Origin of the sequence: Apibacter sp. (assembly GCF_025291155.1) — a bacterium.
Classification (GTDB): Bacteria; Bacteroidota; Bacteroidia; order Flavobacteriales; family Weeksellaceae; genus Apibacter.
In genome coordinates, this window is the sequence record NZ_JAMBJZ010000003.1 from 1 (window position 1) to 21,397 (window position 21,397).

Sequence of the window (21,397 nt, forward strand, 5' to 3'; positions counted from 1 at the left end):
TTAGATAAAACCTATGGAGAGGGAAACAAAGCAGCATTGAGTGGGCCATTGGGCTGGGGATTTGCAGTAGCTATGTCAGTAATAATTTCATCTCCATTTGATACCGGCGGTCAGTTTAATCCGGCTGTAACACTAGCACAATGGGCGGCAGGTGTATTAGATCAAAAATTTGTCCTCCCTTACATTACCGCGCAATTTATAGGATGTTTTCTTGGAGCTCTTTTAGTTTCATTCGTATATAAAGGGCATATTTCAGCTACTTCCGGTGATTCTTCTAAGATACTCGGTGTTTTTGCTACTAATGCATCTATTAGAAAAAATAATTCAATTCAAAATTTTGCTGCGGAAGCTATTGGTACATTCTTTTTAGTATTTATAGGGCTTTCAATGAGTTCAAACCATGGGGGAGAAATTATTGAAAATACTACAGGTATTCCGCAATTTACACATTCTATGGTCGGATTCGGTTCACTAGGAGCTTTGCCTGCAGGATTTATGATTTTTGCTATTGGTATGGCCTATGGAGGGGTTACAGGATGGTCTTTAAATCCGGCTAGAGACCTTATGCCAAGATTAGTTCATCAACTGTTACCTATCAAAGGAAAAGGAAGCAGTGATTGGGGATATGGGATAATTTACGCTTCCATTGCACCTATAGTTGGAGGATTAATAGCTGCAGCCCTTTATGTAATAGTTAAGCCCTACTTTAATTAATAGATTAATAAAAAGTTCGTTTTAAAATATTCAATATAATCACAAAATCATAAAAAAATAAATAAAAATGAAATTTTTCATTGATACAGCAGATTTAGAGCAAATCAAGAAAGCTCAAGATCTAGGAATTCTTGATGGAGTAACCACTAATCCTTCCATTATGGCGAAAGTCGGAATTACCGGTAAGAATAGTATATATGCTCATTACAAAGCTATATGCGAAATTGTAGATGGAGATGTAAGTGCAGAAGTTTTATCCACAGATTATGAAGGTATTATCAAAGAAGGTAAAGAATTAGCTGAAATTGATAAACAAATAACGGTGAAAGTTCCTATGATATACGATGGAATCCGAGCCATTAAATATTTTTCAAGTAAAGGAATTAAAACAAACTGTACTCTAGTATTTTCACCGGGGCAGGCACTATTAGCCGCTAAAGCAGGAGCAACCTATGTATCTCCCTTTATAGGAAGACTGGATGATACCTCTACAGATGGGTTGAATTTAATTTCAGAAATCAGAGAGATCTATGATAACTATGGATATAGTACACAAATCTTAGCCGCATCGATCAGATCCTCAATGCATATAATTAATTGTGCAAAAATTGGAGCAGATGTTATTACCTCTCCTTTAGCACCTATACTTGATTTGCTAAAACATCCATTAACAGATATAGGATTAGCTAAATTTATAGAAGACTCAAAAAAGCTTTAAATTACATAAAGACCAACAAATTATCAACCACAAAAAACTAAAAAAATGTCTAAAGAAAGTATAAAATCGGCTTTAAAACAAGCAAAAGAAACGAAATTTCTTGAAATCGAATCTAATATACTCAGTAAAGTTCCACAAATATTTAAAGAACAATTCCCCGGAAAAAAAGCGATAATTATAGCAGATCCAAATACCTACAGAGTAGCAGGAAAAAAAGTTCATGAAGCAATAAAAAGTGCAGGTTTAGAAGGGGAAGAACCTTACATTTTAGATGACCCTAACTTGTATGCAGATTATATTTTTGTTGAGCAAATCAGAGATTATCTGAAAGATAAAGATGTTACCCCAATAGCGGTAGGTTCCGGTGTTATCAATGATCTGACCAAAAGAGCAAGCTCTGAGTTAAAACGTCCCTATATGTGTGTTGCAACAGCAGCCTCTATGGATGGGTATTCATCCGCCGGAGCTTCCATAACAAACAAAGGAGCAAAAATTACCCATGCCTGTGAAGCTCCCAGAGCCTTAGTTGCTGATATAGATATAATTGCAGCAGCTCCACCTTTAATGACAGCTTCCGGTTATGCAGATTTATATGCTAAAGTTATATCGGGAGCTGATTGGATATTAGCAGCTGAATTAGCCGATCCTAATCATCCAAAAAAAGGGATAGAACCTATGACTAGTGCATGGAATATCGTTCAAGACGGTTTAGCCGAAGCCTTACAAGACCCTACAGGAGCAAAAAAAGGTAATCCTAAGGCAATTGAATTACTAACAGAAGGTTTAATGTTAGGGGGATTTGCAATGCAATCCATGGAATCTTGGGGAGCAGGAGTAAGCCGTCCTGCATCTGGATCAGAACATCAGTTTAGCCATCTTTGGGATATGGAACATCATACTTTCAAAGGAGAAATGGCAAAAAAATTCGGTCTATATCCCAATCAAGATGAACAGGCACCGTCTCATGGATTTAAAGTAGGAATAGGTACTTTAGCAATTACCGCATTGTATGAAGTTATGCTAAAAGAATCCATAGATCAGTTAAATATAGATGCCGCGGTTGAAAAATGGCCAACCTTAGAAGCGCAATTAAAAGAAATAGATGAAATGTTTGCAGGAACAGAAATACATCCTTTTGCAATTGCCCAAACTACAGATAAATACGTTACAAAAGAAGAATTAAGAGAACAACTTAATAAAATAAAAAATAATTGGAATCAATTAAAAGGAAAACTTAGAGCGCAAGTCATTCCTTTTGAAGAAACTAAAAAGCGCTTAGCAGCAGTGGGAGCACCTGTTGAACCGGAAGAAATCGGAATTACACGAAAAAGGCTTAGAGACAGTTTTTATAGAGCACATAAAATACGCAGCAGATATACAATTTTGGATTTTGCTTACAGAGCAGGGTATTTTGATCAATGGATTGATGAATTATTCGGTGTAAATGGAGCATTAAAAGGAAAATAAATTAAAAGGCGCATATATACTAAAGTTATATATGCGCCTTATATATCATTTAAATATAAATTGTATGGAAAATTATATCACAGATATAAAAACGATTCCGAATGCTCTTTTAGAAAGAATAAAAAAGCTAAAACACGTTGCTCTAGATATGGACGGAACCATTTATAACGGCTCAACACTATTCCCTTATACAATCAGTTTTTTAAAACAGTTAAAAAGATTAGGAGTAAGTTATTCTTTTTTGACTAACAATCCTTCTAAAAGCATTTCAGATTATTTAAAGAAACTAGAAGGTTTAGGAATAGAAGCATCAGAAGAAGAAATGTATTCATCAGCTGTAGCTACCATAGATTATCTAAAATCGAAACATCCTCAAATAAAAAAGCTGTTTATTTTAGGAACTCCCAGTATGATTGAACAATTTAAAAAGGCAGGATATATCTCTACAGAAGATTCGGCGGAAGATGAACCGGATGCTGTGATAGTAGCCTTTGATATGACTTTGTGCTATGAAAGATTATGCAGAGCAGCTTGGTGGGCAAAACAAGGTAAAATATACATAGCTACCAATCCCGATAAAGTTTGTCCGACCGATAAACCAGTAGTTTTAGTAGATTGTGCCTCTATTTGCTCTTCTATAGAAACTGCAACGGGGAGAAAGCCAGATATCGTTTTAGGTAAGCCACAAAAAGAAATGTTGGATGGTATATTGTCAGCTAAAAAATTAAAATCTGATGAAGTAGCTATGGTCGGAGATAGAATTTACACCGATATGATGATGGCACATAATGCAGGGGCATTCGGAGTATTGGTATTGACCGGAGAAGCCACTTTGGCAGATGCGGAAAAAGCAAATCCGGAACTAGATATTGTTTTGCCAAGTATTGAAGTATTAGGAAATTTAATAGAATATTCACATTCAATATAAATCTATGAAAAAATATGCTCAAATAAAAGAAGAAGCATTTGAAGGTAACCGATTATTACCAAAACTAAACCTTGTATTATTTACCTGGGGTAATGTAAGTGTTGCAGATCACGATAAGGGTGTTTTTGCCATAAAGCCGAGTGGTGTGCCCTATGAAAAATTAAAAGCTGAGGATATGGTTGTGGTAGATTTTGATGGAAAAGTAGTTGAAGGAAATTTAAGACCCTCATCAGATACCCCCACCCATGCAGTTTTATACAAACATTGGTCAGATGTTAATTCAATAGTACACACCCACAGCACGTATGCTACAGCATGGGCACAATCCTTATTAGATATACCCATATTCGGTACAACTCATGCAGATCATAATATTTCGGATATACCCTGCGCTCCTCCCATGGACGATGAAATGATTAAAGGAGATTATGAATACCAAACAGGTTTTCAAATAATAAACATTCTAAAAGAAAAAAAGTTGAGCCATAAAGAAATGGAAATGGTATTAGTTGGAAGCCATGCACCTTTTACTTGGGGAAAGACAGCAGAAAAAGCAGTTTATAACAGTGCCGTTTTGGAAAATATAGCAAAAATGGCCTATTTAACTAGACAAATAAACCCTGATGCCTTGCGATTAAAAGAGGCGTTGATCCATAAACATTATGAAAGAAAACATGGAGCAAACGCTTATTATGGACAAGAAAAAAACAAATAATTACTACAAACAAACTGAATAAACAAAAAAATGAAGAACATTTCAAACAATTTAGTAATCGGTGTTGATTACGGGACAGATTCAGCTAGAGCCATATTAATGGATGCTGAAACCGGTAAAGAATTGGCGCTTTCCGTGAAAGAATATCCACGATGGAAAAAGGGCATGTATTGCGATCCTATAAATTATCAATTCAGGCACCATCCCTTAGACTATGTCGAAGTACTTGAGTATATCGTCAATGAAGTGGTGAATACTGTTCCCGTTGCTAAAGAAAGAATAAAGGCATTAGCCATTGATGTGACCTGTTCCACTCCGGTTGTTGTTGATAAAGAAGGTACACCCTTAGCCTTACGAGAAGATTTTTTTGAAGATCCTAACGGGATGTTTATTTTATGGAAAGATCATACAGGTGTCAAAGATTGTGAACATATAAATAATTTTTCCAAAAAATGGCATACCGATTATACAAGATATGCAGGAGGAGGAGGAAATTATTCAGCCGAACATTACTGGGCTAAAGCGCTTCATATTTTCAGAGAAGACCCTAAAATCAAAGAAATCGGGCATTCTTTTGTAGATGCCTGCGATTGGCTTTCTAATCTTATAGTCGGACTTAAAAAACCAGAAGAGTTAAAAAGAAATATATGTACAGCCGGTTTTAAAGTAATGTGGAATAAAGAATGGGGAGGCTATCCACCCAATGAATTCTTCAAAGAATTGGATCCGGTTTTAGATGGAATCGTTGATACTTTTTCTAAAGAAGTCTATACCTGCGTTGAAACTATAGGGAACTTAACAGAAGAATGGGCGGAAAGATTAGGACTTACTACCGACGTTAAAGTGGCTGCGGGTAATATTGATGCCCATGCAGGAGGAATTGGCGCAGGAGTAAGAAATAAAGCAATTGTACAAATAATAGGAACTTCTACCTGCGATATTATAGTTGGACCGAAAAGTGAAAACAATAAATTAATTCCAGGCATTTCCGGTCAAGCAGACGATTCAATAATTCCGGGTATGGTAGGCTATGAAGCTGGACAATCAGTTTATGGGGATTACTATGCGTGGTTTAAGAGGGTATTAATGTGGCCATTACGCGAAATATTTGCCAAGATAGATTATATAGATAAGGATACTAAAGATAAAGTAATTCAGGAGGTATATGATAAGATGATTCCTGAAATGGCCAGACAGGCAAAATTAATACCTGCTAAAGATAGTCATATTATTGCTACCGATTGGATCAATGGAAGAAGAACTCCTAATGTAGATTATGAATTAAAAGGAACTATAACCGGTTTAGCCTTATCAAGTACTACCCCTCTCATATATAAATCCATCGTTGAAGCAACCGCCTATGGTTCTCGATCCATTGTTGAGCAATTTATTAATAATGGGATTGAAATCGATGAAATTATTGCCGTAGGGGGAATCTCTCAAAAATCTCCGTATGTAATGCAGATTTTATCAGATGTATTGGGAAAACCTATTAAGGTTATAGCTACTAGAGAAGCCTGTGCCTTGGGGGTTGCCATGTGTGCAGCCGTAACAGCAGGTATCTATTCAAGATTAGAAGATGCGCAAGAAAAAATGGGTATGGGAATATCAACAATTTACTATCCAAATGAACAAAATCATAAACATTACAATGTTGAATATGAAAAATACAAACGGTTAGAGAAGGTAAAAGAGCTAACCGGACAACCATAACAAAAATATGGATACGGAATAAATGATAAACAATATGATTTATTCTGTCTCTTTAAAAAAACTTCAAACTAAAACCCAAAAAATGCAACTATCAAACAATTTAGTAATAGGATTGGATTATGGTACTGATTCCGGAAGAGCAATTTTAATGGATGCAGAAACCGGAAAAGAATTAGCCTTATCTATCAAAGAATATCCCAGATGGAAAAAAGGATTATATTGTAATCCCGTCAAAACCCAATTTAGACAACATCCCTTAGATTACTTGGAGGTTCTCGAATTTATAGTCAAAGATGTTTTATATAAAGTTCCGGGAGCAGCAGAAAAAGTAAAAGCGATAAGTACCGATATGACAGGTTCAACCCCAGTAGCGGTAAATAAGGAAGGTGTGCCTTTATCACTACTTCCTGAATTTGCAGAAAATCCTGATGCTATGTTTATTTTGTGGAAAGATCATACAGGGCAGAAAGACAATGCGTATTTAAATGATTTCTCAAAAAAATGGCATATAGATTATACCAAATCGGCTGGATGCGGAGATTATTCAACCGAACACTTTTGGACCAAAGCACTTCATATTTTCAGAATACCTGAGATAAAACAAGCGGCTTATTCTTTTGTGGAATCGAGCGACTGGCTACCCGCCATACTTTGCGGTATTACAAAACCCGAAGAAATAAAAAGAGGTATGGGAATTGCCGGATCAAGAGCAATGTGGAATAAAGAATGGGGCGGCTATCCGCCTAATGAATTCTTTAAAACGATGGATCCTTCCTTGGACGGCTTAGTTGATACTTTTCATAAAGAGGCCTATACCTGTGATCAAATTGCGGGAACAATAACCAAGGAGTGGGCAACCAAATTAGGACTTCCGGAAAATGTACTTATTGCTGTAGGAAATTTAGATTGTCATGCCGGAGCTATAGGTGCAGGAGTAAAAGATAAAGCTATGGTGGAAATTGTCGGAACTTCTACTTGTGCCATTACCGTAGGTCCCAAAAGCATAGGAAACAAATTGGTTCCGGGTATTCCACAACAAGCAGATGATATCATTCTTCCGGGGATGGTGGGTTTCGAAGCAGGGCAATCTGCCTTTGGAGACTTATATGCCTGGTTTAAGAGATTATTAATGTGGCCGTTGGATAATATTATGCTAAAATCAAATATCGGTGATCCGGAAACACGGCAAAACTTAAGGGACGAGGTATATGCGGAAATGATTCCAAGTTTGGCGAGACAAGCGAAGATAATACCGCCTAAAGATAGTAATATAGTATCTACGGATTGGATTAACGGAAGGAGGTCTCCTAATGTAAATTATGAATTAAAAGGAACCATAACGGGAATCGCCTTATCCAGTGTAGCACCTCTTGTATATAAATCATTAGTAGAAGCAACGGCATATGGAGCCAAGAACATTATTGATCGTTTTGTTGATAATGGGATAAAATTAAATGAAATTATTGCTGTAGGAGGGATTTCTCAAAAATCACCTTATGTGATGCAAGTCATGGCGGATGTGATAGGAATGCCCATAAAAGTTATTGCCACAAGAGAAGCATGCGCATTAGGAGTCGCTATGTGTGCAGCCGTGGTTGCAGGTATATATAAGGATTTACCTGAAGCGCAAGGCAAAATGGGAATGGAAATATCAAATATTTATTATCCGAATCAAGAATATAATAAACATTATAACCAAGAATTTAATAAATATTTAAACTTAGAAAATATCAAAGAATTGTTATAAATATAAACAGTATATATAGGGTAAAATAAGAACAATTTGTACATTTTGTAAAAATATTATGAAAAAAGCTAATAAAATTATTGCTTAATTTTCACAATATTACTTTAAATAATGAATACAAGTGTAATTAAAACGTAAATTTGAACCCCAAAAATTATAAAAAATAAAATGACCGACATTAAAACGTTAAATAGAGCAGCAGATAATATCAGAATATTAGCTGCATCAATGGTTGAAAAAGCGAAATCAGGACATCCGGGAGGAGCCATGGGAGGAGCTGATTTTGTCAATATATTATATTCCGAATTTTTAGAGTACGATCCTAAGAACCCAAAATGGGAAGGGAGAGATAGATTTTTTATGGATCCGGGACATATGTCACCTATGTTATATTCCGTGTTATCTTTAGCAGGAAAATATACTATGGATGATCTTAAAAATTTTCGTCAATGGGGAAGTGTTACGCCGGGACATCCGGAGTTGGATGTAGAGCGAGGAGTAGAAAATACATCCGGTCCCTTAGGGCAAGGACATGCCTACGCCGTGGGAGCTGCCATTGCAGCAAAGTTTCTAAAAGCACGGTTGGGAGATGTTATGGGGCAGACCATATATGCATTTATTTCAGATGGAGGAATACAAGAAGAAGTATCTCAAGGAGCAGGTAGAATTGCCGGACATCTAGGTTTAGATAATTTGATTATGTTCTATGATTCCAATGGAATTCAACTTTCCACCACAGTAAAAGAAGTAAATCAAGAAAATGTTGCGGCAAAATACGAAGCTTGGGGATGGAAAGTTATTAACATAGAAGGAAATAACCCTACTGAAATCCGTAAGGCATTACATGAAGCCAAAGCTGAAAAAAGCAGGCCTACCCTTATTATAGGACATACTATTATGGGAAAAGGAGCTGTCGATGCGCAAGGGCAATCTTTTGAAAATAAAGTTTCCACACATGGTCAACCTTTAGGAGAAGCCGGTGGAGATTTATCCAAAACCATTGTCAATTTGGGAGGAAATCCTGACGAACCATTTGCTATTTTTCCCGAAGTTCAGGCTCTCTATGCAAAAAGAGCAGAAGAATTGCAGGAAATTGTAAAAGTTAAGAACAAAGCCAAAGAACAATGGGAAAAAGAAAATCCCAAATTAGCAGAAAAAATGAAAATTTGGTTTTCAGGATTGGCTCCTAAGGTTGATTGGGATAGTATAACACAAAAACCAAATGCGGCAACACGTGCGGCTTCCTCAACCGTTTTAGAGGCCCTTGCAAGGCAAGTGGAAAATATGATTGTATCTTCTGCTGATTTATCCAATTCTGATAAAACAGATGGGTTTTTAAAACAGACCCATGCCTTCACCAAAAATGATTTTTCTGGATCTTTTTTACAAGCCGGCGTTGCAGAATTTACAATGGCTTGTTTATGTGTAGGAATGAGTCTTCATGGGGGGGTAATTCCCGCTTGTGCAACTTTCTTCGTTTTCTCTGATTATATGAAGCCTGTAGTACGAGTTGCAGCATTAATGGAGCAACCAGTAAAATTTATTTGGACTCATGATGCTTTCAGAGTAGGAGAGGATGGACCGACTCATGAACCGGTTGAACAAGAAGCACAAATCCGTTTAATGGAAAAGCTGCAAAATCATAAAGGGCGTAATTCAATGTTGGTTTTAAGACCGGCTGATGTACAGGAAACGACTACTTCTTGGAAACTAGCTATGGAAAACATTCATACACCGACAGCCTTGATTTTATCCCGTCAAAATATTAAAGATTTACCGGCCATAAAAGACCGTTATAATGAATCTTTACAAGCTTCTAAAGGGGCTTATATAGTTCAGGAAGAGGAAGGGTATGATATAATTCTATTGGCTTCAGGTTCGGAAGTATCAACCTTGGTGGAAGGTGCAGAATTATTGAAAAAAGACGGAATAAAGTGCAGAATTGTTTCAGTGCCTTCTGAGGGATTATTTAGAGCGCAACCTAAGGAATATCAAGAGTCTATCCTTCCAAAAAGCCAAAGAAAATTCGGATTGACCGCAGGACTTCCGGTAACATTAGAAGGATTGGTGGGCGAAAGCGGTAAAATTTGGGGTATGAATTCTTTCGGATACTCTGCTCCTGCTTCTGTATTAGACCAAAAATTAGGTTTTACACCAGAAAATGTTTATGAACAAGTGAAAAAAATGATTAAATAGTTTTCGTAATTGAATTAAAATTAATAGACTTTTTAAAAGGAGAATTATTATATAATTCTCCTTTTTTATTAGTGTAAATAATGTAAATATTCTATATTTATTTGTTATTATTTTGTTGCGTTAATAGGGGGAATAAGTTAATAATATGTTTATTATGTAATGGCTGGTTGTTTTTTAAAGTTAGCATGGAATCTATTAAACAAATAATACTACTAATATGAAAAAATTAAAGCTATTAATTATTGTTATTGCAATAACGTTAACCTATTCATGTAACAATAATGATGAGGACAAATTCAAACCAATCACAGAATATTCTCGAATTAAGAATTAGAATTTTGTAAGAGTATCCGGAGAACATTTCAATATTTCAAACATGCAAGTCGGATATTCCGTAATTAATAGGATATAAAATTACGAATTTAAACTTACAAGAAGATGAAGCCTTTACCATAACACCACAATCAGGCTGTCCAGTAGTTCATCAAATATTTAAATGAAGATTACAATTTATATTACCGAAATAAAAAAGTAGAAAAATTTTTTACTCTCGATAAATAAGAGGAATTTACACTCCATATTATTAAAAAGCCCAAAAATTTCAGACATATATATGAGCTAAATTAAAAAAATATTTAAATCTAATAAGGTAAAGATTAAAGTCTTGAAGATCCTACTAAAAATTATAAACAGTTACAAAGATTTTATCAAATTCATGTAGCTAGCTGATGATGAAAAATCTTTAAATTAAATTCTAAGACTATATCATATGCCATTTATCATTTAAAAGACATATATAGTAAACATCTATCGACAATATTCATACGGAATATAGATAACTGTTATGTTTTATACAATGTAAGTCGAAAACTGATTTTTTGTAAGATTAATAGTAAAAAATTAACTAATAAAAGCTTTACATAAATAAATGATATGAAAAAATCAAAATATGGATAGCTCCAATCTTATTAGGATCATGTTCCAACGATGACGATCGTCAATATAGGAGACAAAACTACAACAGTTGTATTAAAATGTCTTACAACCCTTAATGTGCAACCCTATGGAGAATTAAAAGATTGTAACAAAAAATCATCTTTATGTTTATAATAATGTAGATTTTAATGTTATAGATTATGATATTAATGATTGATATAGTTATTAAGCAATCAATGGATTGTATTAAAAATTGTGAATTAAAATTAATTAAGGATACTTAAGAATATATTCCTCCTTCACAAAAAAATGATCAAGCACTACCATTTTTCTAATTCAAAATATAATTACGATGAAATCTTAGAAATAGATTTATCAAAGATAAAGATCAACCGATTAAAAAACAATTCGTTGTTAGAAATGGTGAATTCATTCGAAGACTTTCATAAAGAATATTGATGAAAACTCATTGCAATTACATTAGCTTTATCTCCTCTGGTTTTTAAGTTTAAGTAAAAACACTTGACCTGTTAAAGATTAGATATAATTTTTGAAATCAGTAGACAAAGGATTTATTTAGAATTATTAAAAAAAGGGATAATTGTACTTATACAATTATCTTTTTTATTATTTAAGATTTACAAAGAGAGTTAATATAAATAAGAGCAAGTTTTAAAATAGATAACTTATAAATATTCATACTTATATGTTTTTATTTATGCGATATAGTAAACAATTATTGAAAAATTACTTATTATTTTTTAATAATAAATTATAATAATAGAAAATACTATATAATTTCATATATAAATAGTATATTTCGTTAAGAAAATTAAAGGCTTAATTAAACTAATCTAAAAAATAAATTAGTGTTTCTATTAATATGAAAAAATATTAATTTAATTTATAATTTTTTTTATATTTGGATACATCATATAAATAAACTAGTAAATGAATGCTTATTATGATAATATAATTAATTTTAATTAATTTATTTATTTTTGTTTTTTAAATTTTAGGTAAAAATGCTTTTTTTGTTCTAAAAAATTATTTTATTTTTTATATATGTAAAATAAAAACATAAAATAAAGTATGTAATTTATATAATATATATAAAGCCATATTTGTGAGATTATGAACTTATAATAAAAATATGAAAATAAGAAAAATTACTCTGATTTTGCTAACAATAATGACAGTTTACTCTTCATTAGGGGCGCAAAATAAATCTCAGGTCGAAAGGCCCAAACTTGTTGTAGGAATTATCGTAGATCAAATGAGATGGGATTATTTGTATCGATTGTATGATCGTTATGGTAATGCAGGTTTTAGAAGGCTTTTAAATGAAGGCTTTTCATTTGAAAACTGTATGTTAAATTATATTCCTTCCTTCACTGCAATTGGACATAGCACAGTATATTCAGGATCGGTACCTGCAATTCATGGTATTGCCGGGAATGATTTTATTGAACAAAGTACAGGAAGAAGCATTTATTGTACAGAAGACCCGAAGGTTAAAGGAGTAGGATTGGATGATCCTGAAAATAAAGTTGGAAAAATGTCTCCTCAGAATTTGAAAGTGTCTACAGTAACAGATCAGTTGAAATATGCTACTAATTTCAGATCAAAAGTAATTGGTGTATCACTGAAAGATAGAGGAAGCATTCTTCCTGCAGGTCATGCAGCTGACGCAGCTTATTGGTTTGATGCTAAAAGTGGTAAATGGATTACCAGTACTTATTACATGAATGAACTACCTAAGTGGCTAAAGGATTATAATGCTAAAAATATGCCTGAGAAATATCTTAATCAAGATTGGAATCCAACCTATCCGATTTCCACTTATATACAAAGTCCGGATATAAAATTATTAGGTAGTTATGAGATTGGATTTAAAGGCTATGATAACCTTACATTCCCGATGAAAACTTCTCAAATGATGAAATCTTTAGGAGTAAAATTGATTCAATATACCCCTTATGGAAATACAATTACTACAGATATAGCTAAGTTGGCAATAGAGAATGAGAAGCTTGGAAATAATAAAACAGGAGAAACTGATTTTTTAGCTATCAGTTATTCTTCTCCTGATAAAATGGCACATCAATTTTCTATAAACTCAATTTTAACAGAAGATTTATATATAAAGCTAGATCAGGAAATAGCGGATCTCTTAGGATATCTTGATACAAAAGTTGGAAAAGGAAATTATTTAGTGTTTTTAACTGCTGATCATGCGGCTACACCGAATGCTAAATTTATGAATGAAAATAAGATGTCAGGCGCTTTACATAGATTAACTCCGTATGAAAAGAAGTTAAATGATTATCTTAAAAATAAATTTGGAAGAGACGATTTAGTTAGAAATTTTAATAATTATCAAGTAAACTTTAATTATACTTCAATTAAAGAAGCGAATATAAATCTGGAAGATCTTAAATTAGAATGTATCAATTACCTTCAAGATGTAAAAGGTGTATTATACGCGGTTGATATGAAAAAAGTGGCTGTTGCTACAATTCCTCAATATATAAAAGAAAAAATTATTAATGGATATAATAGAGATTATTCAGGTGAAATACAAATAATCTTAGATGCCGGAACTTACGATTTGGAATATCATCCTACCAAAGGAGGTACCCACGGTACTTGGGGACCGGACGATGCGCATATTCCTTTTGTATTAATGGGATGGAAAATACCTCATGGTAGTACTTCAGATGAAGTTTATATGACTGATATTGCTCCGACAATTTCTTCTTTATTAAAAATACAAATGCCTAGCGGTTCTATAGGTAAACCGGTAGATTATAAAATGAAATAATAATCGTTCTATTTCCTCTGTACAAAAATAGTATAGAGGAAATATTTTATGTTCTTACTGATTATGAATAAAAAAATTTTGCTTTATATTTTATCTCTATTTTTTGTAGATAATTTTATTAATTCACAAACATTGGAAATAAAAACTGGTCCGGATAATGAAGATAAAGTTAAAGTAACAATGGGAGGTCGTATAGCCTTCGATGGAGCTCTTTATTTTGATGATAAAACAACGTTAGGAAACGGAATGACCATATCCGATGTGCGTTTGACCACAAAAATGCAATATAAGAAATGGGATGCGAAAATAGATTTTGGTTTTGCAGATAAAAAGGTAAATACTAAAGATATACATTTAATTTATAATATTAATGAAAATTCATGGGTAAAATTAGGGTATGCAGGAGAGCAGCTTGGATTGGAAAACTGGGAAAGTACAGCTTGGCAAAAATTTATGACTCCCGCATCGAGTTCACAAGTTTTCGGGTCTGGACGACAACTGGGGCTAACTTATGTTAAATGGAATAAAAGAATCTATGTTAGCGGTGGATTCTATTCTGACAATGATGCTCTTTCCAACAGTAAAGAAGGAAATCAAGGATACGCTTGCGTTAGTAAATTTTCCTATGATCCTTTAAGCTCTAACGGTAATATTCTACATCTAGGAATTTCAGGAGAATATAGAACCGGTAATCGTGATGGTTTAGATGAGAATAATAAAACCAAAAGAATAATGAATTATTCTGGTGATCTTATTACTAAGGTTGAAAAAAAGAAACCATTAGATTTCACAATTACTAATGTTAAAGATCAATACCGATTTGTAACAGAGCTACTTGCTACTACAGGACCCATTTTTTTATTGGGAGAATATTATAACTTACATGTTAATAGAAAAAAATATTATCATTCGTATAATGCTGGTGGATTCTACATACAATCCGGTGTGTTAATTTTTGGAGATAAGACCTATAGATATAATTTAGGAGACAGAAGATTGAAAAGACCAGATGGTAAAACTCTTGAAATGGCAGTAAGATATGATCATACGGATCTTAATGATGGGGTTTATCAAACGGAAATTTTAAAAGGAGGAAGGATGAGTGATGTATCGGTAGCCTTAAATTATTATGTAAATAAATATATAGGTTTTAAGCTTAATTATTCGAATGTCAATTTAGGAGTTTATAATAATTACGGGAATAAAGAAAACATTAACTTGATACAAGGAAGAGTTATTGTTGTATTTTAATACCTCAAACAGATAAATTGGGTAAATTAATACATTATGAAATAAAAAAATACAAATAATTATAAATTTTGATTGATTATAGAATCAAGTTCCTTTTCATTAAGTGACCGTTCTTTGAATAAAATTTTTATGCCCTTCTTATAAAAAGCTGTTGCGGGTATACTACCTGCCCAAGAAGGATCTATTGAAGGAATCCATTCCTCAATATTTTTAAGATCATTTATGAGATAGACTTCAGTACTTATGGAATATTTTTTAATAAATTTTTTAACAAACTCTATATTTTCTCCCTGATTTAAATTAATTAAGACCATCTTGTAACCAACATTATTTTTATATTTTTCGTTTATTTTCATAAATGTCGGAATTTCCATCACACAAGGCATGCACCAAGTAGCCCAAAAATTTACAACTAAAAGTTTGTCATCATTCTTTTTAATGATTTCCTTTAAATCTGAAAAAGCAATTACTTTTATATTTTTTATACTATCGGTTGAAGCAAGTTTCTGAGCTTTTCCTATCCAAATGGATAAAATAAAAAAAATAATTGCATAAAATCTTTTTACCATAAAACGATCAAAAAGGTTTATAACTTATCAATTAAGATTTTTAAAGTGTTATTATATAGGACTGAGTATCAAATTTTATTTACTCAGTTCAATATATTGATATTCGTAAATAGGAAGGGACATAGGGTTGGTTTCATCATAATAGATAGATAAAGAATCACCAATCTTGCTCTTATCCTCTGGCATTTTTCTGATAATTGTAGAATGTAAGTTTCCTTTATCATCTCTATAAATGATATTCCATACATTAATCTTTTCATTTGCAATAGAAACCTCACTTTGTTCACCGGTAATTTTAGCTTTTGCTTTTTTAGAAGCAGCTACATTCATAACATTTTCAGGAGCAATAACAGTTGCAGTTTCTTTTTTAGTTATTTTCGAGCAGCCGTAAAATGCAGCTAACTGAAATAAAATAATTGTCAAGTAACCGAATTTTTTCATTGTTTTATAATAATTTAATTATTCAATTTCATAAGTAGTTCCTTCTTTCCCGTCTTTAAGAACAATACCGGATTCTGATAAACGATTACGTATTTCATCGGATAATGCCCAGTCCTTTTCAAGCCTTGCTTTAGTTCTTAAGTCAATAAGCACTTTCATGGCATGATCTAACTTACTATTATCGTTTAATGTATCAGAAAGTAGCTCTAATCCGAGAATATCATAAAAAAAAGAATGAAGAGCAGTTTTTAATTTATTTAAATCAGTAGCGGTTAGTGTTTCATTTTTTAATTCTAAATTATTTATAAGTTTAGCTATATCGAATAAAAGAGAAATTAATACCGGAGTATTAAAATCATCATTCAATGCAGTATAGCAATTATCAATCCATTCATCAATATTATAGCTTGAAACTTCTGAACCATCTAGTGAAGGTATCTTTTCAATAGCTGATGTTAGCCGAAAAAATCCTTTTTCTGCTGCCACTATTGCATCGTTAGACAAATCTAATACGCTTCTATAATGAGCTTGTAAAAAGAAAAAACGAACAATTATCGGATGAAAAGGCTTTTCAATAAAATTATTATTACCGTTAAATAATTCTTCAGGTAAAATAGTATTTCCTGTAGACTTACTCATCTTTTGTCCATTTAAAGTAAGCATATTGGTATGAAGCCAATAATTTACAGGTTCTTCACCAAAAGAGCCTTTCGCTTGGGCTATTTCGCATTCATGATGAGGAAATTTTAGATCCATGCCTCCTCCGTGAATATCAAACTTTTTACCTAAATATTTGGTGCTCATAGCAGTACATTCCAAATGCCAACCCGGGAATCCATTTCCCCACGGAGAGGGCCATCTCATAATATGTTCAGGAGAAGCATTTTTCCATAAAGCAAAATCTTGAGGATTTCTCTTTTCTCCCTGGCCATCCAAATCGCGAGTATTGGCAATCATGTCTTCAATCTTTCTTCCACTCAGTTCGCCATAATTTCCCCCTTCCGAATCAAATTTATTGACATCAAAATATACTGAGCCGTTTATCTCATAAGCTAATCCTTTATCTATTAATTTTTTTATAAGTTCTATTTGTTCTACAATATGACCAGTAGCAGTAGGTTCTATATCCGGAGGAAGCATATTAAATGAGTCTAAAACTTTATGAAAATTAAGCGTATACTTTTGAACTACTTCCATGGGTTCAATTCTTTCCAAACGGGCACGACTGGATATCTTATCTTCGGAATTATCATCTGTAAGATGCCCGGCATCAGTAATATTTCTAACATATCTTACTTTATATCCTAAATGTCGCAGATATCTGTTAATTACATCAAATGATAAAAAAGTACGACAATTTCCCAAATGTACTTTGTTATATACAGTCGGTCCGCATATATACATTCCTACAAATCCTTCATGTAAAGGGGTAAATATTTCTTTTTTTCCGTGTAAAGAATTGTATAATTTTATTTGATTATTCAGATAGTTACGCATAATTAAATTTTAAAATGAGAATCAATCCCAATATAATGTAAAAATTCTTGTCTTGTTGTCGGATTATTTAAAAAAATGCCACTTAGCTCCGCGGTTACCGTACTACTCTCCGTATCCTGTATTCCTCTGGAATTTACGCATAAATGCTTAGCATCGATTACACAAGCCACATTATTTGTGTTCAATACCTCTTTTAAAGCTTCAACAATCTGTCTGGTTAAACGCTCTTGAACTTGAGGTCTTCTGGAATAATAATTTACAATTCGATTTATTTTAGATAAACCGATGACTTTTCCGTTTGAAAAATATGCCACATGAGCTCTTCCTATAATAGGCAGAAAATGATGCTCACAGGTTGAATAAACAGTAATGTCTTTTTCAATCAACATTTGACGATACTTATAACTATTTTTGAATGTAGATACTTCGGGTTTATTTTCGGGAAGTAGACCTCCAAAAATTTCATTAACGTACATTTTTGCAACTCTTTTAGGCGTATCTTTCAAACTATCATCATTCATATCCAAGCCAAGAATTTGCATGATCTTAGCAAAATGATCCTGAATAGCTTTTTGCTTTTCTTCAGGAGATAAAACAAATGCATCCGATCGAATAGGTGTGTATTCTGTATGTGAAAAATGTTCAAGTTCTTCGTCTTCTTTATTAAACATAATAAAAAAAATCTAAATTTCTACAAAAATAAGTTTTTTTGGTTGAAAACCATTACAATATTGAAATGCAACTAATCATTTTTAAAATAAAAATTTAAAATAAAAACGGTATCTTTGCATAGATTTAATCTAAATAGTCAACTGATTGTGAATATTTATCTTCAATATACATTTGTGACAATTACTTTACTATTTGCCGTATGGTATTTGATAAAACTATTTAAGGATACTTTTTTTTCCAAAAAGAAAAAATGTGGAGGAGGAGCCAATTGTAAATGTGGCAGAGATTAGGTTTTGGAATAAAAATTGATTTTTATTAGTCAGTCAAGAATCTTGATATGAAAGGAAAACATTTACTAGGAATAGTTTCTAAGGATAAAAATTTTATATCCAAAATTCCTATTTTATTCAGGATGCTAAAAGCGTCCTTAAAAGGAAAATATAAGCCAGGTTTCAAAAATCTGTTTATATTTACTTTTTTACTACTCTATATAATATCTCCCATTGACCTTATACCCGATTTTTTGGTAGGGATAGGAATTTTGGATGATTTAACAATCGCCTATTTTGCTTTCTCCAAATTATTTAAGGAAGTAGATAAATATTTGGTATGGGAAAATCGAAATCACTATACTAGTATTATTGAACAATAATATGAAAATTTTATTTTCTATTGTTGGCCCTACAGGAATTGGTAAAACTTCTCTTTCAATTATATTAGCACAAAGACTAAATACGGAAATTATTTCTTGTGACAGCAGACAATTTTATCGGGAGATGAAAATCGGTACGGCTTCTCCATCCTTAGAAGAATTATCTTTAGTTTCACATCATTTCATAAATAATTTAAGTATAGATCAAGAATATTCAGTAGGGGATTTTGAAAAAGATGCCCTAAAAAAGATTTCCGAACTTTTTGATAAGTATAATCAATTGATTATGGTTGGAGGCTCTGGGCTATATGAAAAAGCGGTAAATGAAGGCTTAGATTATTTCCCCGATGTAGATCCTAATATCAGAAAAGAATTAATTAAGGAATTTCAAGAAAAAGGCTTAGATTATTTACAAGATGAATTGAAAAAGAATGATCCAGAATATTATGCAGAAGTAGATTGTAACAATCCTACGCGCATGATACGAGCATTGGAAATTTTCAGGGGGACCGGTCGACCTTACAGTTCCTTTAGAAATAATTTACTAAGAAAAAGAAATTTTTCTACCGTAAAAATTGGATTAACGGCTCCTCGAGAAATTATATACGATAAAATAAACAAAAGGGTAGACTTAATGATTGAAAATGGTCTATTAGAAGAAGTGATTTCTTTAAAAAATTATAGGCATAAGAATGCCCTTCAAACGGTCGGATATAAAGAATTATTTGAGTATCTCGATGGGAATATTTCATTAGAATTTGCTATAGAAGAAATAAAGAAAAATAGTCGTAGATATGCCAAAAGACAGTTAACCTGGTATAGAAAAGATGAATCTGTGCATTGGTTTAACTATCTAAACACGGATGAAATCATAGGTTTTGCCATGAAGATAATTGATCAATAAATTGAAGTAAAATTATATCAAATTTGAATTATTAATTATAAAATCTTATCTATTAAGTTATTGCGCTATCCTCAAAATACTATAAAGTATTTTAATCATTTTAAAAGGATAGAGATTTAAAAATTTTAATTTACTTATCTCTTGAAAGAATAAAAAATCAGGATAGTCATATCCTGATTTTAACTAATTGATATTTTCTTACTTTCTTAATTCTAATATTTTCTTAACTTCATTTGCCGTAATGTTTTTGTGTTCTCCTAATTTCCATTCTCTTTTTTCCATTCGGTCATAAATTTTTTGGATAGCATCATCTCCTAAATTGTAATCGGAAAGTCTGGTTTTAATATTCATACTATGAAAAAAGCTTTCAACAGCAGTAATGGAATCGTTTATTAATTCTTCCGTAGAATCGGATTGCAAAGAAAAAACTTCTCTTCCTAATCTAAGTATTTTTTCTTTTTTCTCTTCTTTCTGTAATTTCATGACTCCGGGCAATACTATTGCTAGTGTTTGTGCATGATCAATTCCATAAAAAGCGGTTAACTCATGACCAATCAAATGCGTAGACCAATCTTGAGGAACCCCGCAAGCAATCCAACCGTTCAATGCCCAGGTGGAAGCCCACATTAGATTTGCGCGAATATCATAGTTTAAAGGGTCTTTTAATGCTTTAGGACCATCAATAATCAATACTTTTAATATGGATTCTGCCATAAAATCCTGTAATAAACCATTTACAGGATAGGTTAAATACTGTTCTATTACATGTACAAACGAATCAATAACTCCATTACTGATTTGCACAGGAGGAAGTGTGAAAGTAACACTTGGATCTAAAACGGAAAACTTAGGGTAGACAAGGGGAGAACTAAATGACAATTTTTCAAGGGTTTCTTTTTTAGTAATGACAGCTCCCGCATTCATTTCCGATGCAGTAGCAGAAAGAGTCAATATTGTTCCAAATGGAAGCGCTTTATTAATTACCACATTCGGCTTATCTGCAAGAATTCTCCATGGATCACCTTCTTCAAAACAAGCGGCAGCAACAATAAATTTTGTAGCATCAATAACAGATCCGCCACCCACAGCTAAAATGTAATCAATATTTTTCTGTTTTATTACCTCTACTGCTTGCATACAAGTTTCATAATGAGGATTAGGCTCAATACCTGAAAATTCAAACCACTGATAGTCTTTTAATGCATTTTTTACCTGATCATAAACACCATTTTTTTTGATGCTACCTCCTCCGTATATAACTAAAACTTTATAGTGTGAAGGTATCTCTTTTGTTATTTCGGAAATCATATTCTTTCCAAACAAAATTTTTACAGGATTAACAAAAGCAAAATTATTCATTATTCAATTTTTAACTGTTTTTAGTCTCTCAAAATTTGAACCAAATCTGGATAAAAACAAAAAAGGTTACCAATTTAGGTAACCTTTTTTTATA

The 21,397-nt window shown here is 32.6% G+C and carries 17 protein-coding genes; 12 read left to right on the forward strand and 5 right to left on the reverse strand.

The window, feature by feature from the left end; genetic code table 11:
• From M3Z80_RS00695 to M3Z80_RS00740, 10 genes are all read left to right on the forward strand, one after another.
• The coding region (locus tag M3Z80_RS00695) for an MIP/aquaporin family protein (protein ID WP_293916555.1) at positions 1-714 on the forward strand (714 nt) is incomplete at its 5' end.
• A gap of 67 nt (positions 715-781) precedes the next feature.
• Complete coding sequence (fsa, locus tag M3Z80_RS00700; RefSeq protein ID WP_293916557.1) at positions 782-1,432, forward strand: fructose-6-phosphate aldolase; 651 nt, start codon at positions 782-784, stop codon at positions 1,430-1,432.
• A gap of 45 nt (positions 1,433-1,477) precedes the next feature.
• On the forward strand, positions 1,478-2,899 hold the full coding sequence (locus M3Z80_RS00705; protein WP_293916559.1) for a sn-glycerol-1-phosphate dehydrogenase: 1,422 nt from the start codon (positions 1,478-1,480) through the stop codon (positions 2,897-2,899).
• Positions 2,900-2,963: 64 nt separating this feature from the next.
• Complete coding sequence (locus tag M3Z80_RS00710; RefSeq protein ID WP_293916561.1) at positions 2,964-3,827, forward strand: HAD-IIA family hydrolase; 864 nt, start codon at positions 2,964-2,966, stop codon at positions 3,825-3,827.
• 4 nt (positions 3,828-3,831) lie between these two features.
• Positions 3,832-4,542, forward strand: coding sequence for an L-ribulose-5-phosphate 4-epimerase (locus tag M3Z80_RS00715; RefSeq protein ID WP_293916563.1), 711 nt, complete (start codon positions 3,832-3,834; stop codon positions 4,540-4,542).
• Positions 4,543-4,572: 30 nt separating this feature from the next.
• On the forward strand, positions 4,573-6,255 hold the full coding sequence (locus M3Z80_RS00720) for a ribulokinase (protein WP_293916565.1): 1,683 nt from the start codon (positions 4,573-4,575) through the stop codon (positions 6,253-6,255).
• A gap of 34 nt (positions 6,256-6,289) precedes the next feature.
• Positions 6,290-8,002, forward strand: a complete 1,713-nt coding sequence (locus tag M3Z80_RS00725) for a ribulokinase (RefSeq protein ID WP_293916567.1) — start codon at positions 6,290-6,292, stop codon at positions 8,000-8,002.
• A gap of 168 nt (positions 8,003-8,170) precedes the next feature.
• Complete coding sequence (locus M3Z80_RS00730) at positions 8,171-10,198, forward strand: transketolase family protein (RefSeq protein ID WP_293916569.1); 2,028 nt, start codon at positions 8,171-8,173, stop codon at positions 10,196-10,198.
• Positions 10,199-12,287: 2,089 nt separating this feature from the next.
• Positions 12,288-13,958, forward strand: coding sequence for an alkaline phosphatase PafA (pafA, locus tag M3Z80_RS00735; protein ID WP_293916571.1), 1,671 nt, complete (start codon positions 12,288-12,290; stop codon positions 13,956-13,958).
• 63 nt (positions 13,959-14,021) lie between these two features.
• Entirely contained in the window at positions 14,022-15,209 is a 1,188-nt protein-coding gene (locus M3Z80_RS00740; protein ID WP_293916573.1) for a porin, read from the forward strand.
• 59 nt (positions 15,210-15,268) lie between these two features.
• On the opposite strand, the gene M3Z80_RS00745 is transcribed toward M3Z80_RS00740, so the two are convergent.
• The 4 genes from M3Z80_RS00745 to folE all read right to left on the reverse strand — a co-directional run bounded on the left by M3Z80_RS00745 (position 15,269) and on the right by folE (position 18,387).
• Complete coding sequence (locus M3Z80_RS00745) at positions 15,269-15,778, reverse strand: TlpA family protein disulfide reductase (RefSeq protein ID WP_293916576.1); 510 nt, start codon at positions 15,776-15,778, stop codon at positions 15,269-15,271.
• 75 nt (positions 15,779-15,853) lie between these two features.
• The gene (locus tag M3Z80_RS00750; protein ID WP_293916578.1) at positions 15,854-16,219 is read right to left on the reverse strand and encodes a hypothetical protein; all 366 of its coding nucleotides are present in this window, start codon (positions 16,217-16,219) and stop codon (positions 15,854-15,856) included.
• An 18-nt stretch (positions 16,220-16,237) separates the two neighbouring features.
• A complete protein-coding gene (gene cysS, locus M3Z80_RS00755; RefSeq protein ID WP_293916580.1) occupies positions 16,238-17,716 on the reverse strand; it encodes a cysteine--tRNA ligase in 1,479 nt (492 codons plus the stop codon).
• Positions 17,717-17,718: 2 nt separating this feature from the next.
• Positions 17,719-18,387 (reverse strand): GTP cyclohydrolase I FolE, encoded by a 669-nt coding sequence (folE, locus tag M3Z80_RS00760; protein WP_293916582.1) that lies wholly within the window; start codon positions 18,385-18,387, stop codon positions 17,719-17,721.
• A gap of 338 nt (positions 18,388-18,725) precedes the next feature.
• On the opposite strand from folE, the gene M3Z80_RS00765 reads away from it, so the two are divergent.
• Together M3Z80_RS00765 and miaA are read left to right on the forward strand one after the other, a co-directional pair.
• The gene (locus tag M3Z80_RS00765; RefSeq protein ID WP_293916584.1) at positions 18,726-19,040 is read left to right on the forward strand and encodes a YkvA family protein; all 315 of its coding nucleotides are present in this window, start codon (positions 18,726-18,728) and stop codon (positions 19,038-19,040) included.
• Between the two features lies 1 nt (position 19,041).
• A complete protein-coding gene (miaA, locus tag M3Z80_RS00770; RefSeq protein ID WP_293916586.1) occupies positions 19,042-19,944 on the forward strand; it encodes a tRNA (adenosine(37)-N6)-dimethylallyltransferase MiaA in 903 nt (300 codons plus the stop codon).
• 198 nt (positions 19,945-20,142) lie between these two features.
• On the opposite strand, the gene M3Z80_RS00775 is transcribed toward miaA, so the two are convergent.
• Complete coding sequence (locus M3Z80_RS00775) at positions 20,143-21,303, reverse strand: iron-containing alcohol dehydrogenase (protein ID WP_293916588.1); 1,161 nt, start codon at positions 21,301-21,303, stop codon at positions 20,143-20,145.
• Positions 21,304-21,397: the final 94 nt, after the last annotated feature.